The sequence below is a fragment of the Candidatus Omnitrophota bacterium genome, from assembly GCA_028699255.1.
GTDB lineage: Bacteria > Omnitrophota > Gorgyraeia > 2-01-FULL-45-10 > 2-01-FULL-45-10 > FEN-1322.
Genome location: JAQVUX010000008.1, coordinates 41,387 through 60,686, shown reverse-complemented (window position 1 = coordinate 60,686; position 19,300 = coordinate 41,387). Strand labels below are relative to the sequence as shown.

The following is a 19,300-nucleotide window of genomic DNA, read 5'->3' as shown; positions in this document are numbered from 1 at the left end:
TGGCAAGTATAATCTATATATCATACATATTATGACCTAACGGGGAGAATTATGAGTTTCAAAGAGACGGATCTTATAGGACAACTTCTTATACAGAAGGGCATTATCACCGTTGAGGCCCTGGAGAGAGCGCTTGCCGAGCAGGAACATTCGCAAAAGCGCATAGGCGACATATTGATAAAACTGGGCCTTGTGAACGAGAACGATTTCTATCGCATACTGTCGGAGCAATCCGGCGTCGAATACATAAAACTCAAAGATATAAAAATAGATCCTTCCGTAATAAATAAGATACCCGCGAAGTTCGCGTGCCATTATGAATTGATCCCCGTAGAGATAAAGGACGATACCATTACGGTGGCAATGTCCAACCCTCTTGATATTCACACGATCGACGACATACGGCTTCTTTTAAAGAGCGAGATCCGCGCCGTCCTGGCATCGCGGCGTGAGATACTTGAGATGATAAAAAAATATTACGGCGTCGGCGCCGAAACGATAGAAAAAATGGCGCCGGATGCGTCGCTCGAGCGCAGTGCGAGCGTTCAGGCGCAGGAGACCCAGGACGTAGGAGAGAGCGCCGAAGACGCGTCGATAATAAAATTCGTCAACCAGATACTCCTCGAGGGATGCAGAGACAGGGCGACCGATATACACATAGAGCCGTACGAGGACGAACTTCTCGTCAGGTACAGGATAGATGGCATCCTCCACGAAACGAAGGTCCCGCAATCTATAAAACATTACCAGTCGGCGATAATATCGCGTATCAAGATAATGGCCAATCTCGATATATCGGAGCGGCGCCTGCCGCAGGACGGCAGGATAAAGATACGCATAGGCGCCGAAGAGGTTGATTTGAGGGTTTCGATATTACCTACGCCTTTCGGTGAAAGTGTTGTGATCCGAATACTATCCGGCAACATACGCTTCGGTCTCGAGAACCTTGGGCTTTTAAAGAAAGACCAGGATGTCCTCGAGAGGCTACTCAAGATGCCGCACGGGATAATATTCGTTACCGGGCCTACAGGGAGCGGTAAGACGACCACACTCTACGCTTCTTTAAGTAAAATAAACACCAAGGACAGAAAAATAATAACCATAGAAGATCCTATCGAATATCAACTCAAGGGGATCACACAGATACAGGTTCAGCCGAAGATAGAACTTACATTCGCCAATGCCCTGCGTTCGATGCTTCGCCACGACCCTGATGTCATGATGGTCGGAGAGGTCAGGGACTACGAGACTGCGGAGATCACCATAAGGGTAGCCCTGACGGGCCACCTCGTATTCTCTACTATACATACAAATGATGCGGCCGGCGGCGTTACGCGCCTTATAGATATGGGCGTAGAGCCGTTTCTTGTGGCATCCGCGGTGGAGTGCTTCATCGCGCAACGCCTCGTCCGGGTGATATGCTCTAAATGCAAACATGAGATAAAGCCCGACAAAGAGCTTTTAAGGGAGCTTGGTGTTTCCGGCTCCAAGGCCTTGCGCGTAAAGATATATGAAGGCAAAGGGTGCGACGCCTGCAGATTTACCGGATATAAAGGCCGGACAGCGATCTATGAGATTCTTGAAATGAGCGAGCCGATAAGGGAACTGGTTTTGAAAAGGGCGTCCTCCGACCAGATAAAGAAGAAGGCGATAGAATTGGGTATGAGAACGCTCAGGCAGGATGGGTGGGAAAAGATAGTGATGGGCATGACCACTCCGAGCGAAGTTATAAGGGTTACCCAGCAGGAAGTGCTCGAAGAGATAGAGGAATAGCCGGAAAGCGGAGTTTTTATGGCGCGATTTTTATATGAGGCGAAGAAGAACCCGAAGGAAACGGTTAAAGGCGTTCTTGTCGCCGATAATAGATCCGCCGCGATCCAGAAGATAGCAGGTATGGGATATTATCTCGTATCGATCGACGAGGAAAGCGCCGTTACACAGCAAGCCGAAGGTGCCGCCTCGGGCATGTTCGGCAGGATATCGTCGAAAGACATAGCTAATTTTACGCGACAGCTTTCCGATCTTCTCGAATCAGGGCTTACCATAGTAAGGGCCCTCGACCTTTTACATGACCAGACATCCAATAAACGGCTGAAATATGTCATAATGGATGTGCGTGATTTTTGCGTGGCCGGCAATCCTTTATCCAACGCGCTCGGCCGCCACCCGAGGGTATTTTCAAATCTTTACGTCAGCATGGTTCGTTCCGGCGAGATGGGCGGAGCCCTGGAAAATATATTAAAACGGCTTTCCGACTTCGGAGAAAAACAGCTTGAGGTGGAGACGAAGATAAAGACGGCTCTGGCGTATCCGATACTAATGTCGGTCGTAGGCCTTGTCACGATAATAGTCCTGATGACGTTCGTTATCCCGAAGATGATGGTGATGTTCTCCGACCTTGGACAAGCGCTTCCCCTGCCGACGCAGATACTTCTCTTCATAAGCAATACGGTAAAGAACTACTGGTGGGTTATCGCCATCGCAATATTTTTTATCGGCGCGTTCCTCGTCAAGACATACGCGACTAAGGAAGGGCGTCTGGCGATGGATCGCATGAAATTGAAGATGCCGATATTCGGCCAATTGATAATGAAAGTCGAAATAGGCAGGTTTGCCAGGACACTTGCCACGCTTCTCGAGAACGGCGTCCCGATATTGGAATCGCTTAAGGTGACTTCGGATACGATAGACAATGCCGTTATGAAAGAGGAGCTCGAGCGCGCTTATGGCGCCGTAAAAGAAGGGGCGTCTCTTTCAAAAGGTCTTTTTAACAGCAAAGTGATACCACCGGTGGTGGTGAATATCATCGCCATAGGAGAAGAGGCCGGCCATATCGAGCGCTCTCTTTTTAAGGTGGCCCAGGGATACGATAGGGAATCGGACGAGGCGGTCAAGATGATGATGTCGCTTCTGGAGCCCGCGCTCATACTTACACTCGGCGTTGTAGTCGGGTTTATAGTGATAGCGATGCTTTTGCCGATATTTGAAATAAATTTTATGACGAGGTAAAAAGCAACAGCAAATTGGAGGATGAGATGGAGCGTAAAGATAGAAGAGGTTTTACACTGGTCGAGCTGATGCTTGTGGTCATCATTATAGGTACTCTTGTAGCCATGGTCATGCCGCGCCTTGCCGGCAGGACTGAGCAGGCCAAGCGTGCCGCCGCCAAGGCGGACATAGAGGCGAATATATCCTCGGCGCTCGACCTGTATGAGATAGATCATGGTTCATATTCCGAGAATCTCGAGGTTCTCCTCGAAAAGAAGGACGGCAAGGGGCCGTACCTTAAGAAAAAAGCCATCGATCCGTGGGGCCATGAGTATAAATATACTTATCCCGGGACGCACGGCGACTATGACCTTTACTCATTCGGCAAGGACGGCGTCGATAACAGCGGAGAAGGTGACGATGTGACGAACTGGGAAGCGACGACATCCACCGCCACTGAAACGGAAACGCAGGATTAGATGACGCGAGTCCGGGCATTCACATTAATAGAGTTGACTCTCGTAACGGTTATAATTCTTTCTCTCGTCGGATTATCTATACCTCTATTCAGAAAAACCTTCGCGGCTCTTTCAGCCAAAGACGCGGTATTCAACATATCCAAATTAGTAAGCTACGCTCAGGAACGCGCTGTTATCGACAGGAAGAACTACAGGATAACTTTTGATTTTAACCGCCGCACGTATCAACTTTTCGAATCCAATTCCTCGGCAGAAGGTATAGTTTATGTAAAAGGGGATAAGCGGTTCGGTAAAGTTTTTTTCCTGCCGCAGGGATTATTTTTCCGGGACGCAAAAACGGGCGTTACACAAAAGACGCAGGAAGAATACAAGAAGCATGTATTATTTTACCCGGACGGGCATTGTGATGAGTTATCGCTTGAGGTGGTTGACGCGAAAGGTAACGGTTACAGCGTCGCCGTCAAAGGCTTCGGCTTTGGAGCCGGGATAAAAGAGGTTATCGGTGAAGAGTAGGAGAGGTTTTCTGCTTCTGGAAGTCATGGCAAGTGTGGTAGTGATAACCGGCGGGCTTCTCTTTGTCATGAGGGTGTACTCGACGGCAAAGGAGATGCTCGATCGCTCGCGAGTTATATTCCGTCACTCGATACTTCTGGAAGAGAAGATGTATGATTTTGAGGAACGGGGTGTTATTGAAGATGATAAGGATAGCGGGAGTTTCCCCGACAATAAGAACTATCGCTGGGAAGTGGAGGCCTCTTCGCTCGCGCCGGTAAATCAGCGTTTGGACGGCCTGTGTTCTGTGAGACTGAGCGTATTCGATGGGAAAAACATATCCGGCGTCTCGCCGGATAAATATTCGCTTTACACATATCTGGATAAGAAAAAATGACGCTAAAAAATATCCCGAGGCACAACAGGGCTTTTACCTTCATCGAACTTATTATCGCGGTTACGATATTTGCGGTAATAGCCGTAAGCATATACAGCACATTCAACGCAGGTATCCGTGTCTGGCTTAAAACCTCGCCTATGATAGAGGAGAACCAGAGCTTGAGGATTTTCTTTGGTACCGTGGCGGCGGATCTTAAGAACGCCGTAGCATATTATCCGAAATCGGAAACTCTTGCAAAGCCGGTTTTCGGCGCGGAATACGAAGGCAGGATAAACTTTGAAGGCGCCGCCGACAGGATGTCTTTTATTACCGTAATAGGCGTGTCCGATCCCGAGACCGGTTTTCGCGAAGAGCTCGCGAGAGTTACTTACGCTTACGATAAGGACAAAAAATGTTTGCGGCGGCTCGTCGCTACAGCGGCGGAGGGCTTGAACGAGGACAACGCCCGGTCGTCGGAAATCTTGAAGGATATTAATGAAAAAGATTTTGGGATCGAGTACTGTTACAAGGCAAAATTATCGAATACCGAATACGAATATGAATGGCGTGACGCGTGGGAAGAAAAAAACGTGCAGGATGTCCCGCGTGGTGTCAGGATAAAAGTGGGCGAATTCCGAAAAACGGTTTTTGTCCCCACAGGCATTTTGGGCGAGGAAGAATGATAGGAAATAAACGCGGAGCGATATTTATAACATCTTTATGGATACTTGCGATACTTGCCATCCTCGCGATGGGCATAGGCTTCCGCGTGTCAGTGGAGGCGAGACTTTCTAAATACAACATGGATTCCGCGAAAGCGCTTTATCTGGCAAAAGCCGGCGCTGTAAAAGCGAAATACCGTTTTTCAAAAAGCCCGAGTACCGCAGATTCCATTTATGAGTGCGGCACAGCTTTTTCTGCCGAAGAGGCGAGTGACCCCGATGAGATGAAAGCCATATTCAAAGGCTCTCTTACCGACGGTATTTTTAGTGTGTCATATAAGGAAAGCGAAACTGTATATCCGGGGATGTCCGATGAAGAGCGCAAGATTAACATAAATACTGCGCCCGAGAATATTTTAAAAAATCTCCTCATATATGTCGGTGAAGACCCTACGATCGCTTCCGACATAGTGCAGTGGCGCAGTTCCGGAACGGGCTTAGACGACGGTTACTATGAATCCCTCCCGGCTCCATATAAGTGCAAACATGCCGCATTTAGCGTTATAGAAGAGCTCCTGCTCGTTAAAGGCATAAGCCGGAAGATATTCGATAAGCTGAAGCCTTATGTAACAATATACGGCGATGCCGCTAAATTCACGGTAAATATAAATACGGCGCTGAAAGAGGTATTGAGTATTCTTATTATGGCCGACGCCGCGCAGGATAAGGTAACGTCCGATTACTTTGCCGACAGGATAATCGAACTTCGTAACGGCCCCGACAAAGAGAAGGGGACGAAGGACGACAATAGTTTTAATTCCGACGTTTCGATAGAGAATGTATTGCCGGAGCTTTCCGCCGCGCAGATCGCCGAGCTTAAAGGGCGGCTCAAAATAAAATCCAATTTTTTCAGGATCGAATCGACGGGATTGGTAAAAGGCTCGAAGATAGGCAAATCGGTGGTTTTGGTCGTTTCGAAATCCGAAACGAGCGGCGCTAAGTGTTTATATTATCGTGAGCATTGATTTCCCGGTCAGGCTTGAGCATGTAAACTGTTTCTACAGGCCTGGTTCGGGAACGTTTGGAAATCGAAAGAATTGACAACTAAATCCCGTTGCTCTAATATAGAGTTCGGAGGAACACTATCAAAACATTACCCCGGTTGACAGAGCACATAAGAGACGTCTTCGACGATACGAACGACTTCATAGCGCTCGAGATGGGCGACGATTTCATAAAACTTGCGTGGGCGCCCGAACTTAAAGGCGTTCGGCAGACAGCGCTTGCCTTAAAGAAGACGATCGCCGTCGAAAACGTATCCGAAGAGATAAAAGGCATATTTACCTCCCTTAGCATTCCCCGCCGCGTGCGGCTTAATATACCCAGGCACCTCGTAACGGTCAGATTCTTGAAGCTTCCGTCCACAGATGATGCTGAGATAAAAAAAATGGCCGCGATAGAATCGGCAAAGCACGTTCCATATGCCGATGAGGAAATGGTGTCCGGATACCGCGTTATAGAGAAGCAGGAAGACGGCTATTCGAGCGTCATGATAGCCGTTGCGCAGGCCGACGGCGTGCGCGCTCAGATACAGACATTAACGAACTCAGGCCTTGTGGTGGAATCCGTTTCCTTAAGCTCGGAGGCGCTCCTTCTGTGGTATCTCGCGGCCAACCACACTCAGTCGGACGCGGTCGTCCTATTGGCAAACATAGATTCAGGGCACATCGATATCGATATCATCGCAGGGGATAAGCTTGTCTTTACCAGAGGAGCCTTATGCTCTCCGGAAACTGCCGCGACCGCGGCGGAGAGGATAATAAAAGAGATCAGCGTCTCGCTGGCCGCGTATAAAAAAGAGTCGAAGCATTCTGTCGGCAAAATAATATTGACCGGTGTCTCTTCCCGCATAGATGAATTAAAAGGACTTATAGCCGTAAGACTGAATGCTTCTGTCGAGGTTGTAGACCAGATGCATAATATACCTGTGCGCGAAGGCGCCAGGATGGAATGCGGCGATGCATCGTTCACGGAACTCTTCGGCCTGGCATTAAAGAATGAAGACGTGAAAATAGACCTTCTGCCTGCCTCGCGCAGGGAAGAACTGCGCCTCGAGGCGGTAAAGAAGAATATAATTATAGCCGGCGCTGTTATTATCCTTATAGCGCTGACGACATTCATCGTGGTGATGAAAAAACTCCACGACAAGCGTGTCTATATCGCTTACGTAGATTCCGAACTTAAAAAGATAGCTCCGCGCGTCAAGGCCGCGAAAAAGATGGCGAAGGACATAGAACTCGTTACAGATAAGCTCTCGGAGCGTCCGCTCGCGATAGATCTCGTTACCGAGGTTTTCAAGATAACACCGCAAAGCATAACGCTCGGTATGGTAGAGTATGAAGAACGCAAGAGCGTTACTCTCCGGGGTGCCGCCTCGAGCTTGAGCGAGGTATTCAAATATGTGAGTGTCCTCGGCAAGTCGCAGTATTTTAAGAACGTCAAAGTCAAATACGCAAATAAAAGGATCGGCCAGAGTTTGAATGCGGCCGACTTCGAGATAATATGCGCCATATCTTAAAAAATATGTCCAAGCGTGAAAGTTCGATAGCATACGCTACGGTGCTCATAGTCATCGTATCCGCGCTTTATGTGTTGATCCTCGAGCCCATCGCGCGGGAATGGCAGGCTTTAAATTTCGAGATGAGGTCGAAGGCGGTCACACTTAAGAAAGATCTGGCCATACTCGCGGAACGTAAGGCTCTGGAATCGGACTACTCGAAATTTTCCAAATATGTTAAGTCGGAGAAGAATGAGGAAGAAACCGCGGCCGAAATTCTATCATACCTCGAGGATCTATCGCGGTCCGACTCATGCCTTATACTGAATATAAAGCCTGTCGGTACTAAAGATCACGGTAAATATAAAGAGATAATGGTCGATCTTTCTTCGGAAGGGAGCCTCAGCCAGTTTACCAAATTTTTATATGATATAGAAAATACCAAATCAGCCATTCTCAAAGTCCGCCACTTCGTACTGACCTCAAAAGCGGGTCAGGAAGGCGCCCTCCGCGGAAGTTTTATTATCAGCAAGATAATCATAGAATAACCGTTATTGTGAAGATTTTTGTTGACATAGAAGGTCGTTATGCTATACTCTCTAACCAGAGAGTAATATACTACTCTCCAAGTAGAGAGTGATATGAGCGAGAAGAACATATACCTTATTAAAGACCTATCCAGCCTTTCAGGGCTATCCGTTTATACTATCAAATACTACCTCAAACTTGGCCTTATCAAAGAAATATCGAGGAGCGAAGGTACTAATTTCAGGTACTTCGACGATTCTACGCTCGAAGAATTGAAGAAGATAATCGAGCTTCGCCATCAAAAAGTGTCGTTGAAAAAGATAGAGAATATTATTAAGGAAGAAGTAGCATGAGTTACTACGAAATACTTGGACTAAAAAAAGAGCCTTTTTCGACAAGCCCGGATCCGGCATTCTTTTACCGTTCGTCCGCGCACTCTACGGCGATACAACGCCTGGAGATAGCAATAAGATTGAAAAGGGGGCTAAGTGTTATTCTGGGCGATGTGGGCATCGGCAAGACGACGATGTCGCGCGCGCTTCTGCAGACGTTTGCCAACGACGACGATTACACATTCCACATAATACTCGACCCATCCTATAAATCAGAGTTTCAATTCTTAGAAAGCCTTACCAAGATGTTTGGTATAAAGCCGGATGCCCGCTCTACTCTCGACTACAGGGAAGAAATAGAGAAGTATCTTTTTAAGAAGGGCGTCGATGAGAATAAGACGGTGGTGCTATTAATAGATGAAGGGCAGAAGCTGTCCACGCCGTTTCTTGAAATACTCAGGACGCTTCTTAATTATGAGACGAACGAATACAAACTTCTACAATTAGTTCTTGTGTCGCAGATGGAACTTTTGCCGCGCATAAAGAAGGTGAAGAATTTTTACGATCGCATCGCCCTAAAATATATTATCAATCCTCTAGACGAAGAAGAGACGAAAGAACTTATAGAGTTCCGCCTCGTCGAGGCGGGCCTCGACGGATCCAGGAAGGTATTTACGGATGAAGCGATCAGGAGCATATACGAATACACCGAAGGATATCCGAGGAAGACATCGCTCATATGCCATAATGCGCTTGAAGCGCTTGTGATGCACAATAAATCCGTGGTAGACAGCACCCTTATATCGAAGATAATCGAAAGAGAAAGCATATAGATGGTAAAAGACGTATCTCCGGAAGAACGATTGCTAAAACTCATAAAAAACAAGGCCAAGTCTAATGGCCCGACCGCTTTGCAGGCGGATATTGCGAAGACTTCCGCCACGATAGCGTCGAAGGCGGATGAGCGCATATCCGGTATGTTGAAAAGCGATATATTCAAAGGTAAGGCTTTTGAGCCGCAAACACTAAAAAGTTTAAACAAATACCTCTTTATCGTGCTTGGCGTGCTCGCCTTATATTTATTGATAGACCTTATCTTCGTCAGGCCGTATAAAAACATCCAGGCGCTTATTTCCAAACCAATTCCTGAATCGACAAGGAAAGCCACTGCCAAGAAGGCGGTTGTGGTTAAGGATTATTCATCGTATTCGACCGCGGGCGGCGGGGCTGTGGTATTTGGCCAGTCACCCGGCGAGGCGTCAACTCCGGAAGAGGTGGGATCCTCCGACGGCATCTCCGAGAAGCTCGGGCTTGTAGGCATAATAACCGGTGACAATCCCCAGGCGATCGTAGAGGATAAGAAGGCTCAGAAGACGTACTACCTTAATAAGGGCCAGTCCTTCAATGGATATGTCGTCGAGGAGATATCCGAGGGCAAAGTTGTCCTCGATTACGGCGGCCGGAAGATATCATTATTTTTGTAAAAAAACAATTCCAGAAGCTTAGCGTAAACACGGAGGATTTTATGAAGAAGATAGTTTCGATAATTACCATGATTGCTTTTACTTCTATTTTGCCCGCCGGCAATATCTGCCCGGCCTATGCCCAGCTGGAGTCCACGCCATCCGTGGTTAAAGGCCCCATGATCCAAACGTCTGTTTCCGATAAGATATCGCTCGACCTGAAAGGCATGGACGTCGTGGAGGTTATAAAGATGCTCGCGACGAAAGGCAATATGAACGTGGTCCTCTCGAACGATGTTAAAGGCCGCGTTACTATATTTTTGAAGAGCGTCAATATCATGGATGCCCTCGAGATAATACTCGCCTCCAACGGCCTGGCCTGCGATAGGCGCGGCGACATAGTGTATGTCATGTCGCAAAGGGAGTATGAGACGGCCTACGGTGAGAAGTACGGCGACAGGAAAGAAGTCAAAGTGTTCCAGCTGAAATACGCGAAGGCGAGTGACGCTTCGAAAGCGCTGAATCAGATGAAGACCAAGGTAGGCAAGATAGTGGTGGATGACGGATCCAACACCATAGTTGTTATCGATTCACCGCAGACGGTGGAGCAGATATCGGAAGCACTGGCCAAGATGGATATGCTGACGGTAACGAAAGTATTTGAGCTCAAATACGCAAAGGCCGCGGATCTTAAAGCCAAGGTATCGGAATCGCTGACCAAAGGCATCGGCACCATGCAGATCGACGAGCGGACGAATAAGATAGCCGTTACCGATCTCGATAAAAAAATGTCGGAGGTAGAGGCGCTTGTTACGGCGTTTGATGATAAGCTCCAACAGGTTTTAATAGAAGCGAAGATAGTGCAGATAACGTTGACCGACGAATATAAGCTTGGTGTCGACTGGACGTCTGTCATACAGAAAGTCGGTTCGGCAAGTAAAGGTATCAATATATCGAGTATGTTCCAGCAGGCGGTACAGGGCGCTTTCGTCCCCGGCGCTCAGATAGTTATAGGTGCCATCGGTGAATCCGACTGGGCGCTGATGATACAGGTATTAAAAACCATCGGCAATACTGACTTGCTATCAAGCCCGAGGATAACGGCGCTCAATAATCAGGAGGCGAAGATACTGGTGGGTGTATCCCAGCCATACGCCACAAATACCGTTACTCAGACGACGGGCCTTGCTACCACTGCGACAAATCTTACCTTTATCGATATAGGCGTAAAATTGTACGTGACGCCAACCATCAATAAAGACGGTTTCGTAACTATGAAGATAAAGCCGGAAGTCAGTTCGTCAACGGATAATTATACTTACGGAAGCCCCTCCACCACCGTTCCGATAGTCCAGACCACACAGGCGGAGACATCCGTTACGGTAAAGGATGGGACGACCATAATAATAGGCGGGTTGATAAAAGATGAAAGAACGAGTACCGTTGACAAGATACCGGTGCTGGGAGATATCCCGATCATAGGTAAAGCGTTCCAGAAGACTAATGATAGAGTGCAGAAACAGGAGCTTGTAGTATTTTTGACGCCTCATATAGTAACCGGTGAATACGATCTTTTGGAACAGCCGGAAACATATCCGATCAATGAAAAAGGATTTACGACGAACGAGAAACCGACATTCGAGAGAAGGAATGAATATCCGATAGATCCCGGTATGTTTAAAACCAAGAAACAGCCTGCGCTTGAATTGGAAAAAGGCTGGGCCGCCAAAAAATTCGTAACAACTACTTCGGAGGATTACGGTTACGCGCTGAAGAGCCTGATAATGCAAAATGCGAGCCTCCCGAAGGCAAAACGCGGTACCTTAAAAAAGGGTAGCGTGCGGGTTACTTTCCTATTGTCGCCAAAGGGCGAGATAAAGGGCGGGCCGGATATCGTCAGGTCATCGAACCCGGAACTCGATACGGCCGCCATAAATGCAGTCAAGGCCGCATCGCCTTTCCCGTCATTTCCCAAGATGATGGGTCCAGGGGATAAGCGTTTCAGTGTGGATATTTCGAATGAATAATGATATTATGCCGGAGAAGATTTAAAAGAAAAAGGAGTTGGTTTTATGATAAAAGACGGAAATAAAGCAGTTGTTATCTCCCTGATTTTAGCGTGTTTTATCCTTTTATATGCCACCGTAGCGTTTTACACGATGGAGGAGTCCGAAAAGGGGAAGAAGAAGGCTTTACAGAAACGGTTCGACGAGGTTATAACGGTGAAACAGGACTTAGAGACGAAATTAAAGGACGCGGATACACTTAATATTGAACTCAAGACCCGTCTTACTACCCAGGAAGAGACGATAGCTAAAATAACGGGGCAACTCGAAGAAGAACAAAAATCGAATAATGACAATGTTGCCAGCCTCCGGGTGCGCGAGGATGAACTGCGTTCGTTAAAAACACAACTTGAGACGGAAAAGGCCGCGAAGGCGGATCTGCAGAAAAAGTGCGACCAGGCCAACGCCGAGTACCTCAATCTAAAAGCCCGGGTCGAAGACTCCCTTAAGGCGAAGGAAAACATGGATACCAAAGTGAAGGAGCAGACCGAAAGGGAAGGCGTTTCGCTGGGAACGATAAAGATGGGGTCTTAAGGCAAGCCCGGTAATATTTGACATTTGTAACTATATTATGTAGAATTGTATGATTAGGAAGGAATATTAAGGTGAAAGATAAAAATTCGAAATTAAAACTCGGAATACCTAAGGGCAGTCTACAGGAAGCCACTGTTCGTATGTTCAAGAAAGCGGGCTTTTCGCTGGGCATAAGCGAGCGCTCATATTTTCCGTCGATAGACGATGAAGAGATAGAAGTGATACTTTTCAGGGCGCAGGAGATGTCGCGCTACGTGGAAGACGGTATTCTCGACGTAGGACTTACCGGGAATGACTGGATACTGGAAAATTCATCGAATGTCATAAGAGTCGCCGAACTTATATATGCGAAGCAAAGCATGCGGCCCGTCCGATGGGTTCTGGCCGTGCCGGAGGCATCCAAAATAAAAAGCGTTAAGGATCTGAAGGGGAAAAGAATAGCTACCGAGCTTGTGAGTGTAACGAAGTCATTCTTGAAGAAAAACGGCGTTAAGGCCGAAGTGGAGTTCAGCTGGGGCGCGACCGAGGTTAAAGCGGCCGTGGGCGTCGACGCTATAGTGGAAGTGACCGAGACAGGCTCATCGCTTCGGGCGAACAAACTGCGCGAAGTGATAACGGTATGCCAGTCTACGACACAGCTTATTGCCAATAGAAAAAGCTGGATGATCCCGTGGAAACGCGGCAAGATCGAGAACCTGGCAATGCTTTTAAAGGGCGCGATACTTGCGGAAGACAAAGTCGGGCTCAAAATGAATTTAAAGAAGGAAGACCTCAAAGCCATCCTGGCGTTGCTACCGGCGATGAAAAAACCTACGATTTCCGCGCTCTCCGATCCGGATTGGGTGGATGTAGATACGATAATAGACGAGAAGACGGTAAAATATCTGATACCAAAATTAAAAAGAGCCGGCGCTCAGGGAATAATCGAGTACCCTTTGAATAAAGTTATCTACTAATTTATCAGGAGGAGGTGATCGACTCATGCCCTGCGGAAGGAAACGAAAACGCGCCAAAATGGCGAAGCATAAAAGAAAGAAAAGGATGAGAAGAGACCGCCACAAGAAGAAATAACCACCTTCCAATCCGGGTTCGGAGGCATAAATACCAAGCTTCCGAATCTGGATTGATTAAGGTTTTTGCCCCGCCGTTACCAAACGCTTTCAAAATCATCAGGCCCATTACACCATGGGCATTATTTATTACAAATTAAAGAAAGTTGAAGAGATGCAGTCCGACATCAAAACATTAAAGAAAAAAGCGGTAGAGATACGCAAAGACATTTTAAAGATGCTGATGATAGCGGGATCCGGGCATACCGGCGGCTCACTATCGATCGTCGATATTTTAATAGCATTATATTATAACGAACTCAAACACGATCCTAAAAATCCCGGCATGAAAGATCGTGATAGATTTTTACTTTCCAAAGGGCATGCGTGCCCGGCGCTTTATGCCGTACTGGCGGACAGAGGATATTTCCCGAGGGAGGAGCTCTGGCGCCTGCGTAAACTCGGAAGCCCTCTTCAGGGGCACGCGCAGAAAGGTATCCCCGGCGTAGAGGCGTCGAGCGGTTCCCTGGGTCAGGGGCTATCCATAGCCAACGGCATAGCGCTCGCCGCCAGGCTCGACCACTCGGATATAAGAATATACTGCCTGATGGGCGACGGCGAGACCAACGAAGGCCAGGTTTGGGAAGCGGCGATGACAGCCGCGCATTATAAATTGGACAACGTTTGTGCCGTCATAGATCTTAACGGCCTGCAGATCGACGGTTTTTGCTGTGAGATAAAAGATATGGGCTCATACGTAAACAAATGGAATGATTTTGGGTGGCACGTTATCGAGACCGACGGCCATGATATCGCGAAATTGATAGAGGCATTCGATAAAGCCAGGAAGTTAAAAGGAAAACCCACTGTTATAATAGCGCATACAATAAAAGGCAAGGGTGTTTCATTCGTTGAAAATAAAGCGGAATGGCATGGCATCGCTCCAAAGAAAGAAGAATACGAGCGCGCATGCGTCGAGCTCGATGCTGAACTGGCAAAAATAGGATAAAAAGGTTCCGTCCGGGAGTGAAAACCGGGGGCGGGAAAATTTACCGAGTTAATATTATGATAGTCCCGCCGGGAGTGAAAACCGGGGGCGGGAAAATTTACCGAGTTAATATTATGATAGTCCCGCCGGGAGTGAAAACCGGGGGCGGGACGATTTACCTGACTCAAACAATAGTAAATCGGAGGTAATATGACACCGTGGCTTATATTCGAACTTTTAGTGTATCTTGTCATCGGTCTGGCCGGGACGGCAGTATACCTTCTAAACCGGCCGGCGAAGATGTGGATGAGATCCCGCTGGGTAATGTTGTCGATCATAGTCGGTGGTTATGTTCTCGTGCGGTTATCGATCCTTGGGTTGATGTCGCTTGAATCGTTCTACCAGAAGATAACTCTCGCTACGATGCCGATTCAGCTGATAATGGTAGCGCTCAATGCCACCATATTTGTACTTATGTACACGGTATTTTTGCAGGGCGGCATGGCTAAGATTTCAAAATCTAAGGTTCAGGGTGAACTTGTCAACGTCAAGTGGGCCGATGTTATTGGCATGGAGAACGTGAAGGAAGAAGCGAAAGAAGTCGTTGAGCTTGTCAGGGACAGGGCCCGCGTGAAGAAGATAGGCGGCAAGATATTGCGCGGGATCATGATGTTCGGTCCCCCGGGATGCGGCAAGACATACCTGGCCAAAGCGATCGCGACCGAGACCGGATTACCGTTTTTGTCGATGTCCGGAAGCGAATTTGTAGAAATATTCGTCGGTGTCGGCGCTTCGAGAGTGAGAAAGCTTTTCAAACAGGCGCGCGAACTCGCGTATGCGCACGGCGGTTGTATCATATTCATAGATGAGCTGGACGCCATAGCCAGGAAGCGGGTATTCTCGGCGTTCGGCGGTACGGAAGAGACTAACTCTACCCAGAACCAGCTTTTGGCGGAGATGGACGGACTTTCCGAGATAAAAGATAAAAAAGGAGAGCCCAGCACCGCGCAGAACGTTATAGTTATAGGCGCGACCAACGCGCCGGAAGATAATCTCGACAGAGCCCTGCTTAGGCCCGGAAGGTTTGACAGAAAGCTCTATATCGACAAGCCGGGACTGGAAGACAGGGAGAAGCTATTCGCTTATTATCTCGGCAAGGTTCAGCATGATTCTTCCATAGATGTAGGCCGTCTCGCCCGGAAAGCCGTTTATAAATCTCCGGCCGACATAGAAAATATAATCAAAGAATCGGCTCTTGTAGCTACGAGATCCGGCCGCGACGTGATACGGCTTGACGATATTTCGGAAGCCATGGAAAGGGTTGATATGGGTATGAAACACAAGCGGACGATGCAGCCGCTTGAGCGCGAGATGGTCGCGTATCATGAATCCGGCCACCTTATAGTGCTGTACATACTCCATCCTATCGATGACGTATTTAAAGCGTCCATAGCGTCGAGGCGGGATACACTCGGGGTTGTTTATCACCAGCCGCGCGAGGAGGTCTTTACGCATAACAAAGACCGCCTTTTGGCCGATATAAAAGTGGCGCTCGGCGGATACGTAGCGGAAAAGATGCGTTTCGGAACGACGTCGGACGGTGTCGCCATGGATTTCACACAGGCGATGATAGTCGCTCATAACATGGTATGGAAGTTCGGCATGAGCGACGCCCAGTATCTGGGCGATTATACCGCTATTCCTGAAGCGCAATTGTCGGACAAGACTAAAGAGCTGTTGAACGAAGAGGTTAATAAAATATTCCGCGCATGTCTTAAAGACGTCGAGGCGCTTTTAATTAAAGAGAAGCCGCTTCTGGAGCGGTTCGTAAAAGAACTTCTCGAAAAAGAAGAGCTCGAATACGACGAGATAGAAAACATATTCAATGAATACGGCAAGTCGCACGTAAAGCTGGCATGAAGAACAGAGCTGTTTTTTTAATTATTACCGGCTATTGTTTGTTGGTAACCGCTTTATTCGGTTGTGCTCCAACCTATCCGAAAGAAAAATTCGCAGACTCGATCGTCCGGTTATGTAAAGACGAGTATAAGCTCGACGTTAAGGTTGCGACTATCGGTAAGACGGTAACCATATACGTGCCGCTTCCGGAGCTATGGGACATGACATTCTCCCTTACCCAAAAGGCGGGGGAAGAGATAAATGATGTTATCTTGAGTGTCTCAAGGGTGGCGCTATCGACCGACGCGCAGTACGATTTTTACGTCGTTATCGCTCATGATATGCGCATACCGGAAATACAGATAATCATAATAAAATCCGTGGAGGATGTGAAACGGTTCATGTTAAATGACATCTCCCGCGGCGAATTCGCGAAGAGGATGCTCGTCGATAAGCGGATAAATCCGCAGGCTAAGAAAGAGCACGCGATAAAAGAGGTCTTTGAGAAGATGGGCCTCGACAATAAGTGGCAGGACGCGGTCATGAACGACTTCTTTCGCGCCCAGCCGGCGGCTCTCGGCGATATCGGGTACTGGAACGACAAGTTCTACGTAAAAGACATAGCCATGCCGGAGTTTCTGGCGGAGCAGGTCGCCAGCCGCATAAGGATGGACTTTTACGAAGATAAGGCGCTTGCGGATACGATCGTGGTCAAGGCATCCAAAGGGACGTATGCTTCCGGCAACGGAAATCATTATTTTCAAATAGAGCTTCTCTTTGAATCCAAAGCATTTTCACAGATGGGTAGTGGCGATGTCGTAAATACGGTATTTAAAAAATCGCTCGAGGTTGCCGCCGATGTTCTGCATGGCTATTCTTACGATACTTATGAATACATAGTGCTGGTAGATGAGACCTCCGGCAGGACGCTGAAAGCTACGCGCCAGGAGCTCGAAGATTTCAGAAAAAAGAAGCTTACATTCGATAATATATTGAGTCGATCGGAAAACTAAGGCGAGGGTATAATGGCGGAAAAAAGAAAGATAACATCTACTAGAGACGGTTTCGGGGATGGCCTGGTCGAATTGGGCGCTCAGAATAAGGATATAGTCGTTCTCTCGGCGGATCTGACCGATTCGACGCGCGCGGCATGGTTTAAGAAAGAGTTTCCCGAACGCTTCTTCGGCCTCGGTGTGGCCGAACAGGATATGTTTGGCGTCGCGGCAGGATTTGCGCTTATGGGCAAGATACCGTTTGCGTGCACCTTCGGTGTGTTTGCCTCGGGAAGAGCGTGGGATCAGATAAGGGTCTCGGTAGCTTATATGAACCTCGGTGTAAAGATAGCCGGGACTCACGGCGGCATATCCGTCGGCCCGGATGGCGCTACGCACCAGGCGATAGAAGAGATAGCGCTCATGAGGATAATACCGAATATGACCGTAGTTGTGCCCTCGGACGCGATTGAGGCAAAACGCGCAACCATAGAAGCGGCGAAGATAAAGGGGCCAGTTTATTTACGGCTCGGTCGTTCCGCTGTCCCGGTAGTTACAAAAGAAAGCGATTTTTTTAAAATAGGCAAAGCCAACACGCTACGGGAAGGAAACGATCTGACGATAATTGCCTGCGGGCAGATGGTTTCCGAGGCGCTGGTAGCGTGCGATGCGCTTTCCAAAGAAGGCATCCGCGCGCGCGTCATAAATCTGCATACACCTAAGCCGATCGATAAAGACGCTATCATCAAGGCCGCGCTCGAGACCGGAGCCATCGTTACCGCCGAAGAGCATACGATCATGGGCGGGATGGGTAGCGCTGTCGCGGAAGTGACGAGCCAGGATTGCCCGGTTCCGATAAAGATGGTAGGCGTGCGCGACCGTTTCGGTGTCTCCGGCGATCCGGAAGAGCTGTTCAAATATTTCGGGCTTACCGCCGCCGATATAGTAAAATCCGCAAAAGAAGTATTGTTAATGAAGAGCAGGAAATCATAGAAGATATCGATGCGCTCGATCACACTCACTGCACCCGCGAAAGTTAATCTCTTCCTGAAAATCCAATCCAGGCGTCCCGACGGATACCATAATATCGAGACGCTTTTCGAAAGAATATCCTTAGCCGACGAAATCACTATTTCCAGGATTCCGTGCGGTATAGTTATCGAATCCGATAAATTTATTACCGCCAAAGCCAAAGACAACCTTATGTATAAAGCGGCGGAGTCGATACTGAGGCATAGGGGTATTGCCGAAGGCGTTAAAATAAGCATAAAGAAGCGCATACCCATAGCCGCCGGTCTGGGCGGGGGTAGCTCCGATGCCGCCTCCGTGCTTATGGGTATAAACGAATTATTCGGGTTAAAACTGAAACGCGCCAAATTGATGGAGTTGGGCGCTCGCCTGGGGGCGGACGTGCCATTTTTCATACTGGGAGCGCCTTTTGCCATAGGCACCGGTAAAGGAGATAAACTTAAGGTCGTTAAATCCGGCAGGCGGCTATGGCACCTTGTTATATATCCCGGATTTAAGCTTGCGACCAAAGATATTTATGAAGCGTTTGACCTATTGACAAGTAAAAGCAGGAATGTTAAAATAAATCCCTGTTTTACCGGTTCCGCAACATTGGAACGCATGCTTTACAACGATTTACAACATATCGCGATAGCTAAAAAGAAGGTTTTAGGGCGTATTATAGAACGCTTGGCCTATGAACTTGACGTGAGACCTATTGTATCGGGAAGTGGGCCGAGCGTATTTTGTCTATGCAGGAATAGAAAGGAGGCGCTATCGGCCAAGAAACGGTTATTCCGTAAAATACCGGCGGTTCAAAGGAGAGCCTGGCAGGTATTTATCGCAGGGACAGATAATTAAAAATTTGCGTGAAAATTTGAGGA

20 protein-coding genes are annotated in these 19,300 nt (G+C 48.0%); all 20 read left to right on the top strand.

Going from position 1 to position 19,300, the window contains the following annotated elements; translation table 11 throughout:
• Positions 1-51 precede the first annotated feature (51 nt).
• The 20 genes from PHS46_07195 to ispE all read left to right on the top strand — a co-directional run bounded on the left by PHS46_07195 (position 52) and on the right by ispE (position 19,277).
• A complete protein-coding gene (locus tag PHS46_07195) occupies positions 52-1,773 on the top strand; it encodes an ATPase, T2SS/T4P/T4SS family (protein ID MDD3906291.1) in 1,722 nt (573 codons plus the stop codon).
• An 18-nt stretch (positions 1,774-1,791) separates the two neighbouring features.
• A complete protein-coding gene (locus tag PHS46_07190; protein MDD3906290.1) occupies positions 1,792-3,009 on the top strand; it encodes a type II secretion system F family protein in 1,218 nt (405 codons plus the stop codon).
• A 26-nt stretch (positions 3,010-3,035) separates the two neighbouring features.
• Entirely contained in the window at positions 3,036-3,467 is a 432-nt protein-coding gene (gspG, locus tag PHS46_07185) for a type II secretion system major pseudopilin GspG (protein ID MDD3906289.1), read from the top strand.
• Entirely contained in the window at positions 3,468-3,980 is a 513-nt protein-coding gene (locus PHS46_07180; GenBank protein ID MDD3906288.1) for a hypothetical protein, read from the top strand.
• Positions 3,970-4,356 carry a hypothetical protein gene (locus tag PHS46_07175; protein ID MDD3906287.1) on the top strand — a complete coding sequence of 129 codons (387 nt, stop codon included), beginning with the start codon at positions 3,970-3,972 and terminating at the stop codon, positions 4,354-4,356. Before PHS46_07180 ends, PHS46_07175 begins: the two co-directional genes overlap by 11 nt.
• Positions 4,353-5,021 (top strand): type II secretion system protein GspJ, encoded by a 669-nt coding sequence (locus tag PHS46_07170; GenBank protein ID MDD3906286.1) that lies wholly within the window; start codon positions 4,353-4,355, stop codon positions 5,019-5,021. Before PHS46_07175 ends, PHS46_07170 begins: the two co-directional genes overlap by 4 nt.
• The gene (locus PHS46_07165) at positions 5,018-6,025 is read left to right on the top strand and encodes a type II secretion system protein GspK (GenBank protein MDD3906285.1); all 1,008 of its coding nucleotides are present in this window, start codon (positions 5,018-5,020) and stop codon (positions 6,023-6,025) included. The genes PHS46_07170 and PHS46_07165 overlap by 4 nt, the downstream gene beginning before the upstream one ends.
• A gap of 137 nt (positions 6,026-6,162) precedes the next feature.
• Positions 6,163-7,578: a pilus assembly protein PilM gene (gene pilM, locus PHS46_07160; GenBank protein ID MDD3906284.1), complete on the top strand. Its 1,416-nt coding sequence runs from the start codon at positions 6,163-6,165 to the stop codon at positions 7,576-7,578.
• Positions 7,563-8,105, top strand: a complete 543-nt coding sequence (locus PHS46_07155) for a GspMb/PilO family protein (GenBank protein MDD3906283.1) — start codon at positions 7,563-7,565, stop codon at positions 8,103-8,105. Before pilM ends, PHS46_07155 begins: the two co-directional genes overlap by 16 nt.
• 93 nt (positions 8,106-8,198) lie before the next feature.
• The gene (locus tag PHS46_07150; GenBank protein ID MDD3906282.1) at positions 8,199-8,438 is read left to right on the top strand and encodes a MerR family transcriptional regulator; all 240 of its coding nucleotides are present in this window, start codon (positions 8,199-8,201) and stop codon (positions 8,436-8,438) included.
• Positions 8,435-9,250: an AAA family ATPase gene (locus PHS46_07145; protein MDD3906281.1), complete on the top strand. Its 816-nt coding sequence runs from the start codon at positions 8,435-8,437 to the stop codon at positions 9,248-9,250. The genes PHS46_07150 and PHS46_07145 overlap by 4 nt, the downstream gene beginning before the upstream one ends.
• Entirely contained in the window at positions 9,251-9,901 is a 651-nt protein-coding gene (locus PHS46_07140) for a hypothetical protein (GenBank protein MDD3906280.1), read from the top strand.
• Positions 9,902-9,942: 41 nt separating this feature from the next.
• Complete coding sequence (locus PHS46_07135; protein MDD3906279.1) at positions 9,943-11,907, top strand: TonB family protein; 1,965 nt, start codon at positions 9,943-9,945, stop codon at positions 11,905-11,907.
• A gap of 45 nt (positions 11,908-11,952) precedes the next feature.
• Positions 11,953-12,480, top strand: coding sequence for a hypothetical protein (locus PHS46_07130; protein MDD3906278.1), 528 nt, complete (start codon positions 11,953-11,955; stop codon positions 12,478-12,480).
• Positions 12,481-12,551: 71 nt separating this feature from the next.
• Positions 12,552-13,436: an ATP phosphoribosyltransferase gene (gene hisG, locus PHS46_07125; GenBank protein ID MDD3906277.1), complete on the top strand. Its 885-nt coding sequence runs from the start codon at positions 12,552-12,554 to the stop codon at positions 13,434-13,436.
• Positions 13,437-13,665: 229 nt separating this feature from the next.
• Entirely contained in the window at positions 13,666-14,538 is an 873-nt protein-coding gene (locus tag PHS46_07120; GenBank protein ID MDD3906276.1) for a transketolase, read from the top strand.
• Positions 14,539-14,727: 189 nt separating this feature from the next.
• Complete coding sequence (locus PHS46_07115; protein MDD3906275.1) at positions 14,728-16,437, top strand: AAA family ATPase; 1,710 nt, start codon at positions 14,728-14,730, stop codon at positions 16,435-16,437.
• The gene (locus PHS46_07110) at positions 16,434-17,429 is read left to right on the top strand and encodes a hypothetical protein (protein ID MDD3906274.1); all 996 of its coding nucleotides are present in this window, start codon (positions 16,434-16,436) and stop codon (positions 17,427-17,429) included. The genes PHS46_07115 and PHS46_07110 overlap by 4 nt, the downstream gene beginning before the upstream one ends.
• Positions 17,430-17,441: 12 nt before the next feature.
• Positions 17,442-18,401 (top strand): transketolase family protein, encoded by a 960-nt coding sequence (locus PHS46_07105; protein ID MDD3906273.1) that lies wholly within the window; start codon positions 17,442-17,444, stop codon positions 18,399-18,401.
• A 9-nt stretch (positions 18,402-18,410) separates the two neighbouring features.
• Positions 18,411-19,277 (top strand): 4-(cytidine 5'-diphospho)-2-C-methyl-D-erythritol kinase, encoded by an 867-nt coding sequence (gene ispE / locus PHS46_07100; protein ID MDD3906272.1) that lies wholly within the window; start codon positions 18,411-18,413, stop codon positions 19,275-19,277.
• Positions 19,278-19,300: the final 23 nt, after the last annotated feature.